The 24,597-nt window shown below is 50.2% G+C and carries 13 protein-coding genes; 11 read left to right on the forward strand and 2 right to left on the reverse strand.

Features of this window, described 5'->3' with window-relative positions:
- The first annotated feature begins 12 nt into the window (after positions 1 to 12).
- The 7 genes from IE117_RS22835 to IE117_RS22865 all read left to right on the forward strand — a co-directional run bounded on the left by IE117_RS22835 (position 13) and on the right by IE117_RS22865 (position 13,548).
- Positions 13 to 666, forward strand: coding sequence for a beta/alpha barrel domain-containing protein (locus tag IE117_RS22835; protein ID WP_189567739.1), 654 nt, complete (start codon positions 13 to 15; stop codon positions 664 to 666).
- 9 nt (positions 667 to 675) lie between these two features.
- A complete protein-coding gene (gene fbp / locus IE117_RS22840; RefSeq protein WP_189567741.1) occupies positions 676 to 1,692 on the forward strand; it encodes a class 1 fructose-bisphosphatase in 1,017 nt (338 codons plus the stop codon).
- 490 nt (positions 1,693 to 2,182) lie between these two features.
- Positions 2,183 to 5,233 carry a SusC/RagA family TonB-linked outer membrane protein gene (locus IE117_RS22845; RefSeq protein ID WP_189567743.1) on the forward strand — a complete coding sequence of 1,017 codons (3,051 nt, stop codon included), beginning with the start codon at positions 2,183 to 2,185 and terminating at the stop codon, positions 5,231 to 5,233.
- A 12-nt stretch (positions 5,234 to 5,245) separates the two neighbouring features.
- Positions 5,246 to 6,790 carry a RagB/SusD family nutrient uptake outer membrane protein gene (locus IE117_RS22850; protein WP_189567745.1) on the forward strand — a complete coding sequence of 515 codons (1,545 nt, stop codon included), beginning with the start codon at positions 5,246 to 5,248 and terminating at the stop codon, positions 6,788 to 6,790.
- A 92-nt stretch (positions 6,791 to 6,882) separates the two neighbouring features.
- Entirely contained in the window at positions 6,883 to 7,713 is an 831-nt protein-coding gene (locus tag IE117_RS22855) for a hypothetical protein (RefSeq protein ID WP_189567747.1), read from the forward strand.
- Positions 7,714 to 7,991: 278 nt separating this feature from the next.
- The gene (locus IE117_RS22860; RefSeq protein ID WP_189567749.1) at positions 7,992 to 12,062 is read left to right on the forward strand and encodes a hybrid sensor histidine kinase/response regulator transcription factor; all 4,071 of its coding nucleotides are present in this window, start codon (positions 7,992 to 7,994) and stop codon (positions 12,060 to 12,062) included.
- The gene (locus IE117_RS22865) at positions 12,046 to 13,548 is read left to right on the forward strand and encodes a sulfatase (RefSeq protein WP_229581346.1); all 1,503 of its coding nucleotides are present in this window, start codon (positions 12,046 to 12,048) and stop codon (positions 13,546 to 13,548) included. The genes IE117_RS22860 and IE117_RS22865 overlap by 17 nt, the downstream gene beginning before the upstream one ends.
- A gap of 69 nt (positions 13,549 to 13,617) precedes the next feature.
- Here IE117_RS22865 and IE117_RS22870 read toward each other — a convergent pair whose 3' ends face one another.
- Positions 13,618 to 15,213, reverse strand: coding sequence for a hypothetical protein (locus IE117_RS22870; RefSeq protein ID WP_189567751.1), 1,596 nt, complete (start codon positions 15,211 to 15,213; stop codon positions 13,618 to 13,620).
- A 305-nt stretch (positions 15,214 to 15,518) separates the two neighbouring features.
- Here IE117_RS22870 and IE117_RS22875 point away from each other — a divergent pair, with 305 nt between their 5' ends.
- From IE117_RS22875 to IE117_RS22890, 4 genes are all read left to right on the forward strand, one after another.
- Positions 15,519 to 18,533, forward strand: coding sequence for a SusC/RagA family TonB-linked outer membrane protein (locus IE117_RS22875; protein WP_189567752.1), 3,015 nt, complete (start codon positions 15,519 to 15,521; stop codon positions 18,531 to 18,533).
- A gap of 63 nt (positions 18,534 to 18,596) precedes the next feature.
- Positions 18,597 to 20,090 carry a RagB/SusD family nutrient uptake outer membrane protein gene (locus IE117_RS22880; RefSeq protein ID WP_189567754.1) on the forward strand — a complete coding sequence of 498 codons (1,494 nt, stop codon included), beginning with the start codon at positions 18,597 to 18,599 and terminating at the stop codon, positions 20,088 to 20,090.
- 93 nt (positions 20,091 to 20,183) lie between these two features.
- Positions 20,184 to 21,791, forward strand: a complete 1,608-nt coding sequence (locus IE117_RS22885; protein ID WP_189567756.1) for an arylsulfatase — start codon at positions 20,184 to 20,186, stop codon at positions 21,789 to 21,791.
- A gap of 208 nt (positions 21,792 to 21,999) precedes the next feature.
- Positions 22,000 to 23,868 (forward strand): sulfatase-like hydrolase/transferase, encoded by a 1,869-nt coding sequence (locus tag IE117_RS22890; protein ID WP_229581349.1) that lies wholly within the window; start codon positions 22,000 to 22,002, stop codon positions 23,866 to 23,868.
- Here the strand turns inward: IE117_RS22890 and tsaB are convergent, their stop codons facing one another.
- Positions 23,869 to 24,537: a tRNA (adenosine(37)-N6)-threonylcarbamoyltransferase complex dimerization subunit type 1 TsaB gene (tsaB, locus tag IE117_RS22895; RefSeq protein WP_189567766.1), complete on the reverse strand. Its 669-nt coding sequence runs from the start codon at positions 24,535 to 24,537 to the stop codon at positions 23,869 to 23,871.
- Positions 24,538 to 24,597: the final 60 nt, after the last annotated feature.

The raw sequence follows: 24,597 nt of genomic DNA on the forward strand, positions 1-24,597 counted from the left end.
TTTTATTCAAAAATGACTCCCGAAGCAGCACTTGAATTAATTATCGAGCATCCGATTGTCCCTGTCTTCTACCACGAAGATGCCGGATACGCCCGGAAAATTGTCGAAGCCTGCTACCAGGGCGGACTTCGGGTGTTCGAATTCACTAATCGTGGAACAAATGCCCTGTCGGTTTTTACCGACCTCGTCCGGTTCGTGCGGTACCGTTGCCCCGGGATGGCGCTGGGCATCGGTACCATCCTGACCCCAGAGGACGCCCTGGGCTTCCTTGATGCGGGAGCTGACTTCGTGGTGCAGCCGGTGACTACGGCTGCGGTGGGAGAACTTTGCCGGGAACGGGACATCCTGTGGGTACCTGCGGGCACCACGCTGAACGAGATATTTCATGCCACCCAGCTTGGGGCAAGCCTGGTAAAAATTTTTCCCGGCAATGTCGTAGGGCCTGCCTTTGTCAAAGCCATTAAAGGCCCTTTACCGTGGTTAAAGCTCATGGTGACGGGCGGGGTGGAACCTACCACCCAAAGCCTGGAAGCCTGGTTTGGGGTGGGGGCGACCGCCGTCGGCCTAGGCTCCCAGCTCTTTGCGGATGCCGATCCAGCAGCAATCAATAAGCGGATTGCCACATTACTCAATGACACCTCTCACCTTTATTTGAATCAAGCCTAGCTTCATTTCATGGAAATCACCAATTCACACCCTTTGGCGTTATCCGTAGGGGTTACGCTGGACCGTTACATCATGCATCGGCAAATGGCGTTCCCTTATGCTTCGGGCGACCTCTCTCAATTGCTGCGGGATATTGCCTTGGCCGGGAAAATCATTCACCGCGAAGTGAATCGGGCCGGACTTATTGATCTGACGGGTGAAATGGGTGTCGAAAACGTGCAGGGAGAAAGCCAGCAAAAGCTGGATATGATCGCCGATATCCGTTTCTACCGGGCCTTACGAAATGGAGGAGAAGCCTGTGCTATCATTTCGGAGGAGGAGGAGGAAATCATCCATACCGGAAATGACAATGGAAAATATGTTGTGGCCATCGATCCGTTGGACGGCTCCTCCAACATCGACGTAAACGTCTCCATTGGTACCATTTTCTCCATATACCGGCGCACTACTCCGGTGGGTAGTAAGGCTACCCTGGATGATTTCATGCAGGGCGGCCGCAAACAGGTAGCGGCTGGGTACATCCTGTATGGTTCCTCAACAATCATGGTGTACACCACCGGTCATAGCGTAAACGGTTTCACGTATGATGCTTCTCTGGGTGAATTCATTCTTTCGCATCCGGATATGCGGAGCCCCGCTGATGGTCAGATATATTCGTATAACGATGGTTACCTGCCGGAATTTCCGGACGGGGTTCAGCACTATTTGAGTGAATGCCGTAAGAGACGATACAGTGCCCGTTATATCGGTTCGCTGGTCGCTGATTTTCACAGGAACCTGATCAAAGGCGGGATATACCTGTATCCCGCCACGAAGAAAAATCCCGAAGGCAAACTCAGGCTTCTCTATGAAGCTTATCCCCTGGCATTTATCGCCGAAAGAGCAGGCTGCCTGGCCGTTTCTCAAGAGCATTCAATTCTGGATATTGACCCAGTAAGCTTGCATCAGCGCACGCCTCTGTTTATCGGGTCCCAGACAATGGTAGAGGAATTGGTAAGTACAAATTCTCGGCAGCCCATGCTTTGACATAATCCCCTGCAACTTCGCCCGGTACAAAGGTTCTGGATGTCAAAACGCAATCTTCGCGACGCTAACCCGGGAACCCGCTAGGGGCTCAGCTATTGGAATAAAACGTGAATTAACATCATGTTAAACATGACTCAGGCATTATAACGGCCTGAGTTTTTTATTGGTTACCCCGGGTTCTCTATTGCTTTTTAGCTGGAAAGCAAATTCACACTAGTCTGTTTTTTTGGTGACGGCCACATATTCGTGGTATTTTTCTAATTTTTTCAAATTTAATTTTATTTTATGATAACGTTACCGGTAACGATACCGGTAACGTTATCAGTCGCTTTTTGCTCATCTTAATTGTACTTTAAAAAGAATAGCTAGGCTTTTTCTCTTTGTTGGGCCGTTGTTTTCCTATATCTTTGTAGAGGACAAAGCGAGAATTGCTTCTCTACATTGCTTGTATAAAATATAATTATTTTAATATAGGTTAAATTTAAAAACTATGAAGAAAAAATTTCTAACCGAAGTAAATCGGGCGACAATGCTGGTCTTAATACCATTGATGGTATTAGTGATCGGTATGCATCAAGTCCGGGCAGCAGAGTCTACCATAAAGGGTACCGTCACTGCACAAGACGACAACTCAGCACTCCCAGGGGTAAGTGTTGTGGTTAAAGGAACCGCCAAAGGAACAACAACCGATGTGAACGGAAACTTCAGCCTGGTGGCTGATGAAAATTCCGTCCTGATTTTTAGCTTCATTGGCTATAAGACATTGGAGGTACCGGTGAATAACCAAACGACGATCGATGTTCAGCTACAAGTGGATACCGAAACGCTGGAAGAAGTGGTAGTAGTTGGTTATGGCTCGCAGAAGAAGAGTGACATCACCGGAGCGGTATCTTCGATCAAGTCAGAAGAGTTGACCGCATTTCCTTTGGCAAGTGCCGAACAGGCCTTGCAAGGACGCGCGGCTGGCGTAGTGGTTCAGTCGAACAACGGCGGTGAGCCAGGCGCGCCGATCAGCATTAAAATCCGGGGCAACACTTCGATCAGCGCCAGCAGCACTCCGCTTATCGTGGTAGATGGTTTTGTGGGAGCGACCATGCCACAACCTAACGATATAGCCTCTATCGAGGTCTTGAAAGATGCCTCGGCCACCGCGATCTACGGGTCCAGGGGATCGAATGGCGTAGTGATGGTAACTACCAAAACGGGTAAAAACGGTAAATTGTCCGTTGAGGTAAACTCGAACTACTCCGTCCAGAGTACGGCCAATCGGCTGGATTTGTTGAACGCCGACGAATTTGCGGCTTACCAAAAAACCATAAATCCCAGTTACGTTCAGGGACCCGCTGATACGGACTGGCAGGATCTGCTGTATCGGCAGGGGAACACCCAGAACCATCAGTTTTCCTTTTCGGGTGGCAGAGATAATATCAACTTTTACGCTTCCGCCAACTACTTCAAGCAGAACGGGGTGATTGTCAATTCCGAGTACGAAAAACTAACTTTCCTGTCCAACATCGACGCACAGGTTACGAAAAAACTAAAACTCGGATTCAATCTCTACGGAAATCGCGGCGTGAAGGATGGGGTAGCCACTCAATCGACCGGCGAAACGGCCAACGGTGGCGGCGACGATGTAATTTCGCTCATGTTCAGATTTATGCCGGATTTGGGTATCAAGGATGCCAACGGCTTGAATACGACCAACTCCATCGGCGACAACATCGACAATCCGTACGCGGTGGCCACCGAAAGTGTGAACAACACCAAAACGGACGAGTACCGGGCTAACCTGTACGGAAACTACGATATAGCCAAAGGCCTTGCCTTCAAAACTACCGTGGGTTTCAGCACCACCAACCAAACTTTCGGCCTGTTCAGACCATCGACCCTGATCATCACCGCTGGTGGCGGAACGGGCGGTAGGGCGAGGATATCGAATTTCAGGAGAACAAACGTACTGAACGAAAACTACCTGACCTACAACAAAAGCATCGGGAAAGGCAACCTGTCCCTTCTGGCGGGGTATTCTTATCAGAAAACGGCTACCGAAAGATTTACGGCAGGCGCAACCGGCTTTACTTCCAATAGTTTCTCTTTCTACAACTTAGGAGGAAGCTCAGTCACGGAAGTACCTACCTCTTCTTTCACAGAACAGGAGATCCAATCTCAGTTCGGAAGAGTCAACTTCGATTACAATGACAAGTACCTGGTGACGGCTACCGTACGGAGAGACGGAGCATCCAACTTTGCCGCCAATAACAAGTACGCCATTTTCCCATCCGCCGCTTTGGGATGGAGAATCTCGAACGAGGACTTCCTGAAAAACAACACCAAAATCTCTAACTTAAAACTAAGAGCAAGTTACGGAGTGACGGGCAACCAGGCTATCGACGCGTATCAGTCTTTGGCCAGATTCGGTACACTCTTCACCGGGATCAACGGGCAGGCTGTCAACGCGGTCGTACCCAATCAATCGGCCAACCCTAACCTGAAGTGGGAATCATCCTATCAAACCAACATCGGTTTGGATCTGGGATTGTTCAACAACCGGCTTTCGCTGGCTCTGGACTATTACAACATCGATACCAAAGACCTGCTTTTGGCGGATCAGAGTCAACCTGAATATCTCGGTTTCCTGACCCTGGCCAGCATCCGAAACATCGGGCAGATCAATAACAAGGGGTTTGAAGTCACGCTGAATACCAGGAATATAAATAAACCTGATTTCAATTGGTCAACTGACTTTAACTGGTCGACCAACAAAAATACGGTAGTGTCATTGATTAATGGGATCGATGTGTTCCTGGATGCTTCTCCCGGATATTTCAGTGTGGCCCGAACTCACGTGCTGCGAGAAGGTGAAGCGGCTGGTGTCTTCTGGGGGTACGAATACCAGGGAGTCTACCAGGGCGATAACCTGCCGGCAGGGACCGCAACTTTTCAGGGAGCCAAGGCGGGGGATCCACTGTTTACCGATGTCGATGGGAGCGGTGTCATCACTACCGCTGATCAGAAAATAATTGGAAACCCGAACCCTGATTTCACCATGGGTGTCACCAACAGCTTCACCTATAAAAATTTCGATCTGAATATCTTCTTCCAGGGTGCTGTTGGGGGGGATGTCTTCAACCTTACCAGAGTACAGCTACTGAACGGAGACTCGAACGGCCTCAGGGATGTACTTGATGCCTGGACACCCACCAACACCGATACTGACATACCCCGTGTGGTAGGAAACCGGGGAAGGGAGATTTCTTCCCGCTTTGTGGAAGATGGTAGTTACCTGAGATTGAAGAACATCGCCATTGGGTACAACCTGCCCGCCGCATTTGCCCAAAAACTACGGATGGACAACGTCAGGGTATCGGTCAGCGCGCAGAACCTGTTCACTTTCACGAAGTACTCCGGCCTGGATCCTGAGGTGAGTTATTTCGGGGCCGGTGGTGGCGACAGCTCATCGGGGAACACGACTCAGGGCTTTGATTTCGGCAACTTCCCCACGGTAAGATCCGTGACTTTCAATCTTAATCTGAAATTTTAATAAAAAACGAAAATGAAAAAATTTAAGATACTATTCGTAGCCTTATTGGCGGGGGTGTCAATAGCAGGATGTTCAGACTTGGAAGAAAACCCCGTTGGTTTGTTGGCTCCCGAGAGCTTCTTTACCTCTCTGGATGACATACAAACTGCCGTGAACGGTGCCTACGGGCATATGGAACACCGGTTTTTCATGTCGAGGGAGATGTCCATGTCCCTTATGTTGCGTAGCGACATGGTGGATCTCAATGTCAACGTCACCAACCCGGAAAGGGTGCAGTTCAACGATGTGGCCGTTTTGGCCGACAATGCGAACATCGAGGCCTACTGGCCAAAGGCTTATCAGATTATTGGGGCTGCCAACCAGGCAATTGCGGGAGCCGAAGCCGTAAATGCAGATGCGGCGGCAAAAAACAGAATTGTTGCTCAGGCCTATTTTGCCAGGGCGTTTGTGTACTTCCACCTGGTCAGGCAGTTTGGGGCGATTCCCTATCTGTCCGAGCCCGTGACGGACATCCAGGCGGCATCCTCTATAAGCAAGACTCCGGCGGCTGAGGTATATGCCAATATCATCGCCGACCTGCAGTTTGCTAAAGAATGGTTGCCAAACACGCAGGTTTCAAGAGCCATACCTGCCAAATCAGCGGCTAGTGCGTATCTGGCAGATGTGTACCTGACTACGGGGGATTATCAAAAAGCCTACGCCGAAGCCAAAGAAATCATAAGCAGAGAACAAACGTACAATCTGGGGCTGGAATCCGATTTTCAGAACTTGTTTGATGTCACCAAAACAGATGCTTCAAAAGAACCTATTTTTGTGATCGACTTCATCGGACAGTCGGATGGAGATCAGGGCCGGGATTATCAGGCGGCTTTTACAGGTATCAGAGCCGACGACCAGTACGGGTACGGTGGCGGATGGTCCGTTTTAGTCCCATCGCTACGTGTTTACAACACATGGGACGGTCGGGATTACAGAAAAGCGGTTAGCCTGGATACTACCGGGGTTTTCAATGGTAAGGTTGAACCCTACACGAATTTTACGAAGTTTTACTCTGCCGGGGACAATCGTCCGCACATTGCCAAATACACCCGCAAAGCCGGGGCTGCTTTAAACGGAAATGGTAGGAATACGAAAAGCAACTACATCATGATGCGTTACGCAGAAGTGCTGTTGATTGCCGCTGAAGCATTAAACGAAACTACCCCGGGATCAGCAGAGGCCGCCGGTTATGTCAACCGGGTTCGGGCAAGAGCCAGGGCCGGCGCAGCGGGTAAGCCTTCAAGAAGCTACCCGGCCGATGTGGCTGCTGGTTTGAGCAAAGATGTTTTTACAGCTATGGTGCTGGAAGAACGCAAATGGGAGCTGGCCTTCGAGTTTAAAAGGTGGTATGACATTGCCAGAAGAAAATTGGCTGATGGGCCCAACGGTGTATTCAGTGCTTCCGGCCTGGAAGGGGCCAAGCCAAAGTTCCAGTCGAACCGGGATTACTTATTCCCTTTGCCCGCCAATGAGTTGGTGAGGAATAAAAATCTGGCTCCTCAGAACCCGGGATACTAAGCTTGAGTTGCAATAATTTTTGAAGCGTTTTGTTGGCTGTTTTTTGTCAATAAAACGCTTCAAATAATGGATAACCAAAAAACTAAGAAATAATGAAAGCAAGACTCAATTTGATAGCCATTTCGGTAGCACTACTGTCGTCTGTACTGGGTGTTGCCCAGGAAATTCAGGTAGAAAATCTATCCACGAAGTTGGCACCCAATACGAAACAGTACAGCAAAACGATACTAGAAAACGAAATCGGGGGCGTTGAAGTCACCCAGATCTCGATAACGGGAAATGCCATAAAGAAAGAAATTCAGGACGACGGCTATCGGAACGTTTACCTCTTTGTAAAAGGCCACGGTACTGTTACAGCCAATAAAGAGAAATTTGATATTGTGCCGGAAACTGTACTGGTTCAGAACGCGATAAAAAACGTAGCAATCAAGGCCGGGCAAAGCGACACACTCCATTTTTTGAAAATATCGAGCAAGTTGACCGAACAGGACAAGCTCGACTTGAAGACGTTCCCGAAGGAAAATACCCAGAAAATATATTTCAAAAAATTCACGGACTGCGAAGCCTATACTGAACCGATCAAGAGCCCGAATACAGTGAGCCGGACGATCTTTCCTAATAAATACATTCCAAGGATTGCAATGGGGACCGTTCAGGCCAGCGGCCCCGACAAGGTCGATCCGCACGAACACGCCATGCTGGAACAATTGTTCCTGGGCCTGGCCGGCAATGACATCACGGTGTCTGCCGATGATGCCAAAGCAAACCTGCCGGAATACTCCCTCCTGCATATTCCTTTGGGGTCAAGCCATGGGGTGAAAGTTGACCAGGGAAAAGAAATGTACTACATCTGGATGGATTTCTTTTTGGACAAAAAGGGAGAGGAATGGCTGAAGACGCATAATACGATTAAAAAGCCTTAGGCGGTCTGTGCAAGCTTATATGAGCGCGCACTTTTCTTTATGGGAATTTCAGGAAATGACCGAAGAATCAATGGGAAGGAGAGTGCGCCTTTTGACCTGTTGAATGCAAAGTTGGCAGAAAAACTACTAGCAAGAAGGCCCGCCCGGGTAGAAGCTGACAGTAGTTTTGCCTGCGTTCGGGTCTTTTAGATAGGACAGGCTGTCCAAGCTTCGTGCGATGCGAGCCCAGGTGTCGATGGGCTTTTGCTGCTTCGCCAGTCAACTACCAGGTCTGCCTTTTGCAAAAAATCATTCACATATTCGTTTTGGCAGCAGCGCTTCTCCGGGCTGCTTACCCGATTTATGGCCAAACGCCAGAGCGGTACCTGGTTTCGGAAGAAGAATGGCTGCCCAATCGCACGATCAACTCTATTTTTCAGGATGCGGAAGGGCTGCTCTGGGTCGGGACGGGGTCGGGCCTGTACCGTTACGATGGTTTTCAGGTGAAGCATTTCGCCACGCATCCCAAAAAAACGAATACGCTCTTTACGAACCGGGTGACTGACCTTGGCCAGGACGCTCAAGGAAACCTGCTGGTATCGATGGAAAGCGGATTGAGCCTGTTTAATTCCAAGACAGAGACTTTTTCGACGCTTTCCAGGAACATAGAGAACTTCGAGCAATTGCGATTGACAGCCCGTGGCAATGCCTGGATCAAGGCAGGCCGCTCTCGCCTCTATCGCTTGTCATATAATGCTGCTGCTACCGAGTCTAATGTTTCCCTGCAGTCGGGGGTGAAAAACTACCCCGACTTTGCAAAGACTGTGGGGGAAATCCGTGATTATTCGGGATGGGGCAAACGTGACTTACTGATCGGGGCTTCCCTGGGCCTTTTCCGCTTCGATCCGGTAGCGCAGAAGCTTCACTCACTCCGCTTCGATCATCCCGTAACGGTACTGAAAGTACTACAAAGCGGCCGCCTCCTCATCGGGACGCAGAACGACGGACTTTTTGAAGTCAAGATCGAGAAGGATTCGGTCTCGGTGGTTCGGCAGTTTCGTTTCGGAAGCCACGAAATACCGGGTAGCGACCAAATTACCTCCCTTTCTGAAGGCCCGCATGGAAAAATATTGGTGAGCACCCTCCGGGCTTACTACCTGGCCCATGATGGAAGTTCACCACTCGATTTCCGCACGCCGGGCAACGCTGCGGAACTCTTAAAGGACAATAATGTCAGGGCCACTTACATCGACCGCACCGGGGTCATGTGGATAGGCACACTGCGAGGACTCCTGAAAATACGACCAGCGGCTCTGCTGAGCGAACGAATCCGAATTGAAACCCCGGGCTATCTTCCCGTTAATCAAAGAATTAATACGCTCTTTAAAGAAAATGAAAATCGTTTCTGGCTGAAAACCAAAGACGATGGAGCGTTTTTATTTGATCCGGTCGTTGAAAAATTCACCCGGCTGGCATTGCCTGAAACCGTTAGCTGTTTCGATAAGTCTGAAAAGGGGTACATGCTGGCCTACGGCGCGAATCGCGTCTTTCGAGTGGATGCGACGCTCCCTCAGCCTCGGTTGACGGAAGTAATGACGAGCAGCCAGGATATCTGGTGTGGACTGGAAATCAGCCCCGGCGAATGGTGGTTCGGGTGTGTCCGGGGCGGGTTACTCGCTTACAGCGACTCGGGTGAAATGCTGTACGGAAATCTGCTCGACAGAGTCAACCAGCAGTTCGACAGGGTGTCCACCATTTATGTGATGATGCGCGATAGCGAGCAGAATGTCTGGATTGGCTCCCGAGGCGACGGCCTGCTGCGCATCAGCCTACGGACGGGTGAAACAAAAAAATATTCAGGCATGAAGCGTGCGGGTAGTATCTCGCGCCGCATTCTGCATCTAAAAGAAGACTCGCAAGGTCGGATCTGGGTGGCTACCCGGGAAGGTGGATTGTATCTGTACGATGCCGAGAGGGATAGTTTTCGTCAATTTACCACTGCGCATGGCTTGCCCTCCAACGTGGTTTGTGCCATTGGTGAGGATGAAGCTCAGCACATCATAGTCAGCACGGATAATGGCCTGGCTGTGTATCAGGAAAGCAATCCGGTGGCATTTCAGGCGTACGATCAGCACGACGGGATTGAGTTCACCGACTTCTCATTCCGGTCCGTAGCTGAGACAAAAGACGGAGTCGTATATTTTGGCAACAGCAACGGTTTATACCAGGTAAAGCTGGTTGGGATGCCTGAATCTGGTTCTGCTCGGCCAGACGATACCCGTCCCGGTTTTCATTGGTCGTCCTTCCGGGTTGTACGTAACGAGAGGAGCCGCCAGCAACTCGCTGACCGCAACAACTATCTGCTTGAATACGATGCCCAATCGGGCATATTGCTGAATTCGGACGAAAATAGCTTTGAGCTGACCTTTTCGCTCCTCGACTTTACCGATCCTTCTAAAAACGCCTACGCCTACCGGTTGAAAGGGCATCGTGACGAATGGAAATACATTCTGGATGGAGAACCGCGCGTCTATTTTCACGACTTGCCCCCCGGCTCATATGAATTGGAGGTTAGAACTGCCGATAATCATGGACGCTGGTCAGAAACTATTCATTCCCTCAAAATCGCCGTTTCGCCTCCCTTCTGGCTTAGTCTGCCTGCTTATTTACTCTATGCCCTGCTCCTGATGGCATTGGGGTTTCTGACCTATCGGCTCTTCCACCGCATGAACCGTCTGAAGGCCCGGTTGGCCGAGGAGGTGCAAATCGTGGCGCTTCAGGACCAGCAAATGATCTATTTCTCCGATCTCTCACACGAAATAAAGAATCGTCTGTCTATGATTTTGGGGCCGCTGGAGAAAGCCCTGTCGGGTAAAAAAGTCAATCAGGCGGTACTTAACAACCTTTATGAACAAACCCTCCGGTTGAAAAGGATTTCCGACCAGATTATGAATTTGCGGAAGAATGAAGCCGGGGAGTTTCTGCTGGAAGTCAGTGAAGGATCCGTTTTTGAAGTTCTGGAACGACTCTGCCAGGAAACCGAACCGCTAGCCATCGTGCGCGACATCCGGCTGCACTATACCTTCGGAGCTGAGCCTAAAAACACCTGGTTTGATGAGGAAGTGATTGAAATCATTCTGCTCAATCTGCTCAACAATGCGATCAAATATACGCCCTCAGGCGGCACCGTGCGCGTGACTGGCGAGGTACTTACGCTCGATAAATCGGACCTCCCGGCGGAGGCACCCGATGCGGGTCAATACCTCAAATGTACGGTCAACGACACGGGGATCGGTATTCCCGCAGCAGAAGTCAGGAACCTGTTCGACCGCTTTTACCGGGCCAGCAATGCTAAGCAGCAGAGCCGACGCGTTGGGGCGGGGATCGGGCTCGACATGGTGGCGAGGCTTATCAGCAAACACCGGGGATTCATCGACATCAACAGCCAGGAAGGCGATGGTACGCAAGTGGAGCTTTACCTGCCCGTCGAGAAAAAGCACTTCAACCTGAATGAGGTGAAACTGTCGGGGCAGTCGGTTCCTATTCTCGAAAAAAAATCTATTGCTCCCCCCGAATCTCCGATAGAGTCCAACACCAGTAAAGCCAAAGTACTCCTCGTAGATGACGACCCGGACTTGCTGGAGTACCTCGACGAAAGCCTGGATCCGTATTTCGAGACCCGTCTGGCATCTGATGGTGAGGAAGCCTGGAATATTCTGCTGAACCAGCCCATAGACTTAATCATTAGTGACTTGTCGATGCCGGGTATGAATGGCCTGGAACTCCTGCAACATTTGAAACGCAATGAAGAATTAAAGCACATCCCCTTCATCATCCTGACGGGTCGCAATTCAGAGGCACAGAAGCTGATATGCCTGCAAAATGGCGTGGACGACTTCATCGACAAACCCTTCAGCCTGAATTTAATTATCTGGCGGGCCAGAAACCTGATCGACAGCCGGCGGTTGCTACGCTCTCAGTTTGGCCGCACGATCACAGTCGAGCCTTCGCTCGAGAATGAAAAGTCGGCCAATGAATTATTCATCGAGCAGGTAGTAAGTTTGATTGAAGAAAATATGAAAAATAAGCTGTTAAGCGTAGAGTTTCTGGCGGAGCAGTGTGCTATGAGTCGTGCTACTTTTTACCGGAAAATGGAAAGCCTGCTCGACCAGCCGCCTTCGGTTTTCATTCGAACGTATCGCCTGAAAAAAGCAGCCAAAATGTTGCAAAGCGGCAACTACTACGTGGCCGAAGTAGCCTACCAGACCGGATTCAGCAATCCCAAGTACTTCTCCAAATGCTTTCAGAAAGAATTTGGCTCCACACCGACGGAGTACATTAAGACGCTCGCGGATGCTCATTCAAATTGATAAAGGGGAAGAAAAATTGTACACTCATATTGGCTTTCAGGCCACAATCAGGATGATGAAATTTTCAAAACTACTGCTGACCATATTTTCCTGTATTGTTCTGAATAATGCCGCTTTTGCCCAAAAAAAGCCGCGCCAGATCATCCTGATTCTGGCTGATGACCTGGGATGGAAGGACGTAGGCTTCAACGGCTCACGCTATTACCATACGCCCGTACTTGACTCTCTGGCCAAACAATCAATGGTTTTTACCCATGCTTACGCCAACGCATCCAACTGCGCCCCCAGCCGGGCGTGTCTGATGTCGGGGGCTTATGCGCCCCGCCACGGCGTATTCACGGTATCGCCGCCAGACCGGGGCGACGCCCGGTCACGTAAGCTGGTGCCAAGTCCGAACGAAGATTTTCTTTCACCGCAACTCAAGACCCTTGGAAGGGTATTTCAGGAGGCAGGTTTCAAAACTGCCGTGATGGGCAAGTGGCATATTGGCGAAGACCCGACGCAGCAGGGATTCGACGTACACAAAGGCGGCGGCAGGATGGGACACCCCAAAAGCTATTTTAGCCCCTACGGCATGAAGTACCTGGCGGATGGCCCTGAGGGCGAGGAACTCACTGACCGCATCACGCAGGAATCCATTCGGTTCATGCAGGAAAATCGGACGAATGATTTCTTCCTCTACATCCCGCAGTTTGCGATCCACACGCCTTTGCAGGGGAAAGAAAACCTGGTGGAAAAGTATAAAAAACTACCTCCCCGCGATGGACAGGGCACCAGTCCCGCTTACGCCGCGCTGGTGGAAAATCTGGATCAAAACGTTGGGAAACTTCTGGCCGCCGTAAAAAGTCTGAGGCTGGAAAATCCGCTGATCGTATTTTCGTCGGACAATGGCGGCATCGCCAACCTGTCGCGACAATGGCCGCTGCGGGCGGGTAAGGGCTCTTACTACGAAGGCGGTTTGAGGGTACCTTTGCTGGTAAACAACGCTGGGGTGAAACCCGGCGTTTCCGATGTTCCGACTTTGCTTTTTGATTTGTTTCCCACGCTCTGCGCCTGGGCGAAAGTACCGCTCCCGACCAGCCAACCCATTGACGGAGTTTCGTTCCTGGATGTTTGGCAGGGAAAACCCCGCCCCAACCTGTACGAACGATCACTGTTTTTTCATTTTCCCTTCTACCTGGAAGCCTACCGAATGGGCGGCGACGACAGCCGCGACGACTTTTTTCGTACCCGGCCGGGCAGCGTTGTGATAAAAAAGAACTGGAAACTGCATCACTATTTGGAGGATGATGCCTATGAACTTTACGATATGAACAATGATCCCGGTGAGCGCATCGACCTGGCGAGTGAACAACCCGAAAAGCGGGAGGAGTTGGTGGCGATCTTAAATAAATGGAGAACCGAAGTAAGTGCTCCTGTTCCAGCGGAATTGAACCCTGCCTACGATCCCGAGTTCGTTCCCAGGCCTAAAAAAAGGAACAAATGAGGTTATTGACTTTGGCCGTATTATTAGTCAAAAATTATCTCACTCCATTAAAGAATCTCTTAGCTTTTTTTATCTCTTCACTACCTTGAGTACCAACCCAGGGGCAGATATATCGCCTTCGCTTGCAGATGCGGTTCCAACCTGGTCGATTACTTCACCCGGAATGGTCATAGTCTTGCCACTTAAGGTAACTTTTTTGGTGATATCTGCGGATTGCTCGGCGAGTAAATCCTGGGCATAGACGGTTGTCCCTGCGGACAAATCTTCTTCGAAAACCAGCGTAAGTGATTTATAATGCCCGAATATGCCGATGGGCTTGCCTGCCTCTAGGTGCGTTAGTGTGATAGCTGCCCTCGGGTGGATCCAACTATTGGCGGCAGTTACGCGGCCTTCTGTGGCGATGGCAGTGGCTCCTCCAGGAAATTTTGAAGCCATCACATAGGGGGCAAGTCCTTCAAAACGCACTTCGGGCAGGTCGATATTGCGAGCCATGATGGCAGGCGCACTCTGTCGAACCATCTTCCCGTGGGCATCTGTCATCCATGTATCGCTCTCACTGAAGGCCGTACTATCGATCAGGAAGTTTTGTGAAGCCTGGTAAGTACCATACCCAGCGGTCATAGGTGGTGCTATCCGCTGCCACCGTGCCAACCGGTCCATTTCGTCGAGACGCTGGTCAACATGTCGGTTGCCGGCAATCTGAAAATGAAAATCCTTGCCTTTGTACAGTCGTGGTGTTTTCATCGGATGTCTCTTGACACCCACCAGCAGACCCAGCGCTGCGGCAATATTACAATCGTCCTGAATGTTGAGCATCGCCCGGTACTGGGCGTTTCCGGTTGTTTGGCTCAGCACATCGTGAACTCTTTGCATGGTAGTGGCACTCACCAGTAGGGGAGCCGCGTCGTAGGTGCGAAACACGTCGGTGCTTTCAATGATTTTCAAAGCCAAATCGCGTAGAGAGCCATTATCTGTTTCATAAACGGACGGATAAACAGGTTTCCCCGGTTCACTCCATTGGGGATTCAGTGGTCCTTTGGAGCCTGATACATGTTCAAGGGTCAGAGCGGGATAAATTTCGTCTTTAATCCGGGTGGCGGCGAAGTGGTTTGTGTCGCCACCATCGATTTTCCAATACTCTATTCCCGCGTACTTACTCCACTCCACAAATTTGCGCATATCGGCATCGGTGGGATTTCCCCTGACCCACAACGCCAGGCCCCTCCAGCCCAGGGCCTTTATATCTGCATTCATCTGCCGGATTCGATCTTTGGGTGCTAACGAAGCATATCGCGGAAAATCGGTGGTGTCCATGATCATGGTAAAAAAAGTTTCTCCAGGTAAGCTCTTGTCCTGCCATCCGTGGTCGATCAGAAAGAAATAATCACTGCGGGTGTCGGGTAGCATCACCCTGGCCATACCCTCGGGGCCGAACACAGTCTCTTCGTTTATTTCCTCGCGAGCTGCTGGGTTGGTAAATACTTCGGAGGCACTTGGGTTGGTCACTGGCTGCCCTTTCAAAATCAGGTAATTCTGCCAGTACCACGTGCACCAGTAATTGGCAGCTTTGCCGGGTTCTGAGGGGACGAGGTTTGGGGAAACGCCCACAGTTTTGCAGCTTCCAATGGAAAGAAGCAACAGACAGAAATAAAGTTTGGTACGCATGTATCTAAGGAAAGTTTTCGAAAAACAGGTGGCATCAAGACTTACTCAGGCAATCAAAGACCATTGGATCGGGTGCAAATCAGTCGGCTTGGCTTCTATAAATTAATACTCACGTTTTATCCCCATTAACCTTTTCGACTAAAATGAATGGGTGATTTAAATAAAGCCAAAGCTCTTGAGAAAATAGGCCTAATTTGAGCATTGGCCATGAATTGAATGATTTGTACCCCCTTATTGAACCATTCAAAGCCCGGTTCGATGCTACATTTGTAGGAGTCCAGTTCGAACCAATAATACAACCAATTATGAAGAAAATACTACTGTTCATTGCTCTACTGGCGATGTCCCTGATTTTCCTTAGCCCTGGCGCATGGGCGCAACAAAATGTAATGGGGAAAGTGGTCGACCAGAATAACGAAGGCCTCATTGGCGTAAGCGTTACCGTGAAAGGTACCACTCGGGGCGTGATTACCGGTGCAGATGGGAACTTCACTATAGACGCCCAGCCCGACCAGCAACTCGTGTTCTCCTACATTGGCTACCAAACCCAAACGTTGCCCGTAGGAAATCGCACTCAGTTCAATATTACTCTGGCCGAAGACGCCGCCCTGCTCAATGAGGTGGTCGTGGTGGGCTACGGGGTCACGCGCAAGAGCGACCTCACCAGCGCCGTAGGGCAGGTGGACGCCAAGCAACTGGAAGACCTGCCGACTTCGCGTGTAGACCAGGCCCTTCAGGGCCGGGCGGCAGGCGTGATGGTGACTTCCAACAACGGCTCACCAGGAGCGCGTTCTTCCATCCGTATCCGGGGCGGAAACTCGGTGAATGCCGACAACGAACCGCTGTACGTTATAGATGGCTTTATCGTAGGTACAGATTTTAACCTGAATAATCTCAATACCAACGACATCGAGTCAATCGATGTGTTGAAAGATGCCACGGCCATCTCAATCTACGGAACGCGCGGGGCCAACGGTGTGATCCTGATTACGACTAAAACCGGTAAAGGCGTGGCGAAAGGTAAGCCCCGAGTTTCGGCTAATTTCTACACGGGCGTACAGACACTTGCCCGCAAAATCGATTATCTCGATGGCCCGGAAAGAATTGCCTACGGAAAAGAATTGGCAGAATTTGCCGGAGAAGCGGATCCATTTTCGAATCCGGCGGAGTTTGGCAATACAGATTGGCAGGATGAAGTTACCCAGGCTGCGCCAATCTATAACGGCGATATTTCAGTGGCTGGACAAACCGACGGCCTCAACTACTACGTTTCAGCTAATATTTTTGACCAGAAGGGGATCCTTAAATCAACCGGAATCAAACGCTACAACCTGCGCACCAACCTTGATTTCAACCTTTCCAAGAATATCCGGGCAGGCATCCGGCTCAATGGGTCATTTACAAATACCGAAAATGGCAAGAGTGATCTGTGGTCCATGCGTGAGGTACTTACGGCCTTTCCAATTTATAAAGAAGACGGTTCTTACTGGGACGAGAACATCGTTACGGGCGGAGTATTGCGTAACCCCGTGGCGGACTATGAGCTACGCACCGATTTTACGCAGGGGACCAATCTGCTGACTACCGCCTACGTCGAGTTCAATCCCATTCCGAGCATTACCGTGCGATCCACCATTGGTCCCAAAATCAACTGGTATAAGCGCAATGAGTTCGATCCAGGCCGACTTCCCCAGAATGCTACCGCGCAGCTGGGTGGTGTCGCCAATATCAACAGCGGCTTCGGCTTCGATATTCTTCAGGAAAACACAATCAGCTGGAATAAGGAATTCAACCAAAACAATCGGCTCGATCTGCTGGGTGGCTTTACCTGGCAGAAGGGAAATACCGAAACATTCTCGGCCCGCACGCAGGGAATCAGTATCGATGCGCTCGCCTACGACGATCTTAGTCTGGGTGACCCGCTCACTTACCGTGTCCAGTCAAACTTCAATGATTCGCGCCAGCTGGTATCGTGGCTCGGCCGGGCCAACTATGCCTTCATGAACAAGTACCTGTTTACACTGGTGGGAAGGGTGGACGGCGCGTCGGTCTATTCCGGCTCCAATAACGCCTATGCCTTCTTTCCTTCGGCCGCGGTGGCCTGGCGCATCATCGACGAGCCCTACATGAAAAATCAGCGACTATTCTCTAACCTGAAACTGCGGACAAGTTACGGCAGTGCAGGTAAAGAATCAATCGATCCGTACAATACCCTGGCTGTGCTCAATAACGGAATCATCATTTTTAATGATACCCAGGCTATCGGCATCCGGCGTGGCCGCCCGGCCAATCCCGATTTGAAGTGGGAAACTACTGATCAACTGGATGTAGGTCTGGAATTTGGTTTTCTGGACAACCGGATTACGGGCGAAATCGACTACTACTACAAGAAAACGCGCGACCTGTTGCTCGCCCGTCAGATCCCGCGCGCTACGGGCTTCAACACCAAGCTCGAAAACATCGGTTCTATCCAGAATCAGGGGCTGGAGTTGATGATAAACAGCGTAAATGTCAACAAGGAAAACTTCCGCTGGGAATCTACCCTCACGCTTTCGGGCAACCGATCCAAGGTGCTGAATATTGCGGGGGTGGATGAAATCAACATTTACAGCCTGGAGCAGGGTGGCCCCGGTGCTAAGCTTATCGTGGGTCAGCCTGTGGGTGTGTTTACGGGAGTACAGTACCTGGGCACTTACAAATCGCAGGAAGAAATTGACGCTGACGGTAATCTGGGCATCCGGCAAGTAGTGGGTGGTCCACGATTCAAAGATGAAAACGGTGACGGTAAAATCAACAACGACGACCACGTGGTGATGGGTAATCCTGAGCCGCTCTTCTTCGGCGGTATTAATAACTCATTTAGCTACAAGAACCTTTCGCTGGACATTTTCCTACAGGGTACTTATGGCAATGATGTGTACAATGAGTTTGTCCAGCGCGCTTTCTTCGGCCGGAGTACTTCCAACTACTACGGTGAACTCGCCAACCGCTGGACGCCCCAGAATCCGACTTCTGACATTCCCCGGGCAGGCAGCATGATCAGCATTGCCGACATCAGGTCTAACTCTGCCATGCTGGAGGATGGCTCGCACCTCAGGCTCAAGAATATCAGGCTTTCCTACAACTTACCGTTGAAAACCAAAGCGGTTAGAAGTGTGTCGGTTTACATGGTAGGAAGTAATCTCTTCCTGGCATCCAGCTTCCGGGGGTACGACCCCGAAGCCAACCGACTCGGTACTAATTCCACTGTTCGTGGAATCATCCGGGGAGAGTACCCCAATGCCAAGTCTGTGACCTTTGGTGTGAAAGCGAATTTTTAGAGGACTTTCGGCTAAATAATTAATCTTATAAAAACATTTTTTTGCCTTCAATCATTGAAAATTATGAAACGAATACTCTTCCTCCTCCTCGCCTTAAGCTTGACAAGCTGCGAAGATTTCCTTTCCGAAAATGTCCGGGGGGTCATTTCTCCCAACAATTTTTATAATTCCGACCAGGAAGCCATTCAGGCTGCCAATGGCCTGTACCTCGGCATGAGTTCGGGCAACCTCTACGACAACTGGCAGGGGATCAGTGCCTATACCTATTTTGGTACCGATGAAGTAATGCCCAATCGACTATTTGGTGGACTGGCCCCCATTATGGATTATAACCTTACCGAAACCAATTACGGCAACGCCTACGGTATCTGGCAGAATTTGTACGCAGTGGTAGGCGATGCCAATTCGGTGATTGCCAATGTCCGCGAAAACCAAAAACTGTCCGAAAGTATCAGAAATCGGGTTTTGGGCGAATCCTATTTCCTGCGTGCTCTGGCCTATTATCATCTTACTGCCCTTTGGGGTGACGTACCTTTCTATCTTGAGGAGCTTCCCCTGGACGAGGTTTCAAATCTGGGCCGGAGCAATGTGACAGAGATTCGCACCAAAATGATTGCCGACCTCAAAACTGCGGAAGGCCTGCTCCCTGGATCGTACAGTGGTCCTGATATTGGCCACGCCAGCAAATGGGCGGCCAAGTTTTTAAGGGCCCGCTATCATTTATGGCAGAAAGACTGGGCGGCTGCACTTGATGCCAGCAAAGATATTATCGACAATTCACCTCACAAACTCATGCCTACTTATGGGTCAGTGTTCGATGTAAACAATCAATTCAACGACGAAGCGATTTTTGGGTTTGATTTCCTCAAAGGGGTGGATGCCCAGGTGATCACAGACTCCTTTAACCCGCGCCTGAGAGATGAACCAAAAGTATCGTCCCAACGCAGTGCCTTTGCCCAGGCGCTCAGTGAGCGCGGTGAAGAGTTCAATGGATACGGTCTGGCGGTTCCTATCAATGATTTGATAGAGAAATATCCTAAAGACGATCTCCGGTACCCCTGGAATATCATGGATTCGTATTTGGGCTATGACTTGCGCTACAGTTATTTCAAGAAGAGAACCAACTTCGACTTCGTAGAGTCACCACGTGGCAACCACGGCGAGTGGTGGATCACCATGCGGTTGGCACAGGTGTATTTGATGGCCGCCGAGGCTGCCAATGAACTGGGCAATACTGCTGATGCTTATCAGTACGTGAACCGCGTTCGCGAGCGGGCTTATTCCCCCGCCCAACCCCTTTCCGGTCTGTCGCAAACGCAACTTCGCAAAGCTCTGCAAGACGAATACAAATGGGAATTGGCCGGGGAGAGCGAGCGCCGCTATGACCTGATCCGTTGGGGAATTCTGGTCGAGACGATCAAGAATACCGACTTTGGAATTCACAAAGGCAACGAAAATATTCAGCCTCATATGGTAAAACTACCCATTCCGGCGGAAGAAATTGTGTTGAATCCAAACCTATTGGAGAGCGATCCAACGAATAACGGGTATAGATAGAGCTGAGCGAAAAAAACTGTAATACCGGGCAAATTGATGTGATTAGAGCAATCGCATCAATTTGCTTTTTTGAGCCCCCCACAGCTTGTGACCATGAAGAAGAGATTTATTTATTGCCTGCCGGTCTTGTGCTTGTCCGTTGTTCTTTTCTCTTCGCATACCGGGCAAAAATGGAAGTCAGACAGGCCGATCGCGGCCCGACCAAACATCATCCTGATTTATGCGGACGATTTGGGGATCGGTTTATTGGGTCACGAGGGGCAAAGAATTATAAAAACGCCTCATATCGACCAGTTGGCAAAAGATGGAATTCGCTTTCAAAATGCGTATTCCAATATGCTATGTGCACCAGCCAGGGCTTCATTGCTCACCGGAATGCACGATTGTCACGAAAATGGATTTCAAATCACCCCGGGCGGATCTTACAAATATGCCGATGCTGATCCGTCCGCTTTTGAGAAAATTGGCAAAGCCGTTGATGCCGTATTGTCGCCAATACGGAATGAACAGGTTTTTTTGGGAGAAGTAGCGAAGAGAGCAGGCTACAGAACGGCTGAAATTGGTAAATTGGAATGGGGCTTTTCAAGTACCGATCGGCAAATGAAACGGCACGGGTGGGATCATTACCTGGGGTACCTGGATCATGAAAGAGCCCATGGGTTTTACCCTCCTTTCTTATTTGAAGATGGGAAGCTGAAAAAAATCGAAGGGAACACATTAGTGAATTCTGGCAAATCCGGCGAGCCGGAGACCCAGGCAACTTTTGAGGAGCGCTGGGACAGAAAGGGTAAGGCTAAGTACTCCCAAACAGTCTTCATGGAGCGGGTTCTTGAATACATCGAATCTAATAAGGACGAACCGTTTTTTCTTTATTTCCCCACTCAACTACCCCATGGCCCGGTTTCCATTCCGAGCGTACACCCTGATTTCCTGAATGACAACCGACTCACGCAAATCGAAAAAGAATACGCTTCGATGGTGAAGTTGTTGGACGATAATGTGGGTCAGATTGTGGCGAAAGTGAAAAGCCTGGGTATTGAAGACAATACGATCATCCTGTTCACATCCGACAATGGCCATGAGATATACTACAGCCAGGAGGGGCGAGTCCTGAAACCCTATACCAATATGAAAACCGGAGAACGGTTCGATAACTATAAGAAAAAATTTTACAGTGAATCAGGCGGAGATATTTTTGATGGAAATGGTGGCAGAGCGGGTTTGAAAAGGAGTAATTTGGAAGGAGGAATTCGTGTACCGCTAATTGTAAAATGGCCTGAAAGAATTGAAAAAGGCAGAGTCAGTAAACGCCTTGTCGCCAACTATGATATTCTGCCAACCTTAGCCGAGGTAACCGGCCTTGGGATGCCATTCAAGACAGACGGGGTTTCTTTTTACGGGGAGTTGCTGGGTGATAAAGGCAGCGAAGAGCATCAATATGTCGTTTACGCTTCTTTTATTGGGCCAACTTTAATTACCAGAGATGGCTGGAAAATAAGGACCTACTTAAAGGATAACGCGTCTGAGTTGTATTACCTGCCTGATGATGCCCGGGAAGAGAATGAGTTATCCGGGAAGTACCCCGAAAAACTCAAAATCCTCAAAAGCGAACTTCTAAAAGCTTGCGAAGGTGAATTATCCAATGGCTTGTACGATACCCGTAAGCAGATAGCTATTTCCGGATTACCCGGTAAAAAATAAAACAGTCTGCTAACGGTAAGTGGATAAAGATGCGTTGGAGGATTTCTGTGTGGATCGCCTCAGGCCTTGATAGTAAATTATTTTGAAAGAGGACTTTGGCAGTACATTATGCTTACCCTTTTCTCCAGCGATGCCCAATCTAAAAATCAGAAACATGTCGAGGATTCCTTTTCTATGTATAGCATTCACTTTTCTGGCCTGCCAAACAATGGCTCAAAAAAGCCAGACGGGTGGTGATACCAAACCCAACATCCTCTGGCTGACGTTCGAGGATACCTCGCCGGAGTTCATCGGCATCTACGGCAACCTTACCGCCAAAACACCGACAATGGACAAACTTGCCCGCGAAGGCGTCCGCTTCAACTACGCCTTCGCGACGGGCAGTGTGTGTTCGGCCAGTCGTTCGGCCCTCATTACGGGAGTTAAAAGTTATGCACTGGGCACGGGTAACCACCGCTCTGCCTACCCGATTCCTGACTTCATCCATGGCTTCCCAAAGTACCTCAAAGATGCGGGTTACTATACTACCAACAACAGCAAAACGGACTACAACACCTCTGACGCCCAGAGGGTAGTTCAGGAGAGCTGGGACGAAAGCTCTGGTAAGGCTGGCTGGTGGAATCGGGCCGAAGGGCAGCCCTTCTTCGCTGTTTTTAACAGTAATTCCAGCCACCAGTCGCGGACAATGACGTTTCCGTATTCGGAATACAAGACGATGATTCTGGATCAATTGCCGGACTCTATGAAGCATGCCGATGCCGACGTGTTCATGCCGCCCTACTACCTCGATAGCCCTGAAATGCGGAAGCAAATGGCGCGGGTTAATAATTCAATCAGCAAGACTGACCTGGAATTAAAAGAACTACTCGACCGCCTGGAAAAGGAGGGCTTGCGGCAAAACACGATTATTTTCCTCTACGCCGATCATGGCGAGGGAATGCCGCGTTCCAAAACCAACGGCATTGGCCTGGGCCACCGGGTGCCATTCGTAATCTGGTTTCCCGAAAAGTACCAGCACCTGTCTCCCTGGGGCAGGGCCGGAGCAGTGACCGACGAAATGATCGATTTTACGGACTTGCCGCCTACCGTGCTTTCGCTGGCCGGAATCACGATTCCCGATTACATGAAGGGTCGCGTGCTGACCGGACGGCAGCGAAAGCCCGAACCGGAGAACCTTTTTCTCTCCTCTGACCGCTCCGATGAAAGCTACGACCTGACCCGCACTGTGATTCAGGGGAAATACGCCTATTCCCGTGCCTTTGTACCTTACATTCAGGAACTGCGCTATTTGCTGTATATGGATATGGGCGAAATTACGGAGCAGATTCGCCAGGACTACAAGGCAGGCAAGCTCTCGGCCATCCAGCGGCAGATGCTCGAGCCACGCCCGGCGGAGTACCTGTACGATATGGAGAAAGATCCGTGGGAAATCAATAACCTGGCCGATGACCCGGCTTACGCGAAACTTCTCGGGCGTTTTCGCAAAGCCCAGGAAAAGGAAGTCCTGCAAAAGAAAGATATCTTGTTCCTGCCGGAATACGAGATTGCGCAGATCTCCAAAACTACCACACCCTATCAGTACCGCGACAAGCTTGACTTGGAACCGATTTATAATATGGCTAAATGGTCGGGTTTCAGGACGGAGAAAGCCAGAAAAATCCAGGTCAAAGGATTGGATGATGCCAATAAGTTCGTGAGATATTGGGCTTTGCTAGGCCTGAAAAGCAATATTGAAGCCATCACTGACTTAGAAAAATTTGCGCTGACCGACGCTCTCGCTGATCCTTACCTACCCGCCCGCATCGTCGCCGCCTCGCTGGTTTCAGAGCTGGCGGACGCTCCGGCGGCCCGGAAAATTCTGGTGGATGCTATCCAGTCCAAGGACGACGACCTCAGTAATCTGGCGATCCAGCAGATCATGTACCAGCCGAATGCCGCCAGTTTTCTGCCGGAAATCAAGGATTTTTACGAAAAACAGAAAAAACTGGGCAAGAAAAAACTCTTCAATGCCAATCGCTCAGCAGAAATGATGCTGTACGTGTACGAGGGAAGGCCGGTTCGGGAAGAGGAAGAGTAATCACTTTCCCACAAAATCTTTCAGATAGTAAGGCTCGAACGACGGCAGATCCTCGAATCTACCCTGGACGTAAGCTTCGGTAGCCAAAGTACCCACGTTGCGGGCTGAGGGTTCAATTAGTTGATCAGGGAAGTACGCGTTCGGATGTCCGCCCAGCAAAGAACGGCTCTTGGCTGCGCCATCGCCAAAGAATACTATGGGTTGATTTTGCAGGAGTTCGGCAAAAGAATCAGCTTCCAGGATTACGGCCTGCGTGGGCAGTACCTTTTCCAGTTTCGTGTCCAGCACGGCGGCGAATACCTCCATTCGTCGCGCGTCGATCATAGGGCAGAAAAGAAAATTCTCAGGATAGAAGGGCGTGAGCTGCGCGGCCATAGCCGTCAAAGTCTCTACGCCGATCAGTGGCTTGTCGAGGGCATAGCAGAGACCTTTGGCGGTGGAAACGCTCACGCGCAAACCCGTGTACGATCCCGGACCCTTGGCCACAGCCACGGCGTCGAGCGAGGACAGTGTGAGGCCGGCCTGTTCGACGGCATTCTTCATCAGCGTGGTGAGCAGGGAAGATGATACGCGTTCCGTTAGAAGGTCATAAGAAGCCAGCAATTGGCCGTCGGTGTGCACCGCCACCGAACAGCCGCGCGTGGAGGTATCGATACTTAAAATGTTCAAGGATTGGAGGGTTGATAATTGACAGGTCTATCGACGGGAAAAGCGTCCGTTCAAAATAAA

Origin of the sequence: Persicitalea jodogahamensis (assembly GCF_014651615.1) — a bacterium.
In the GTDB taxonomy this organism is placed as follows: domain Bacteria; phylum Bacteroidota; class Bacteroidia; order Cytophagales; family Spirosomataceae; genus Persicitalea; species Persicitalea jodogahamensis.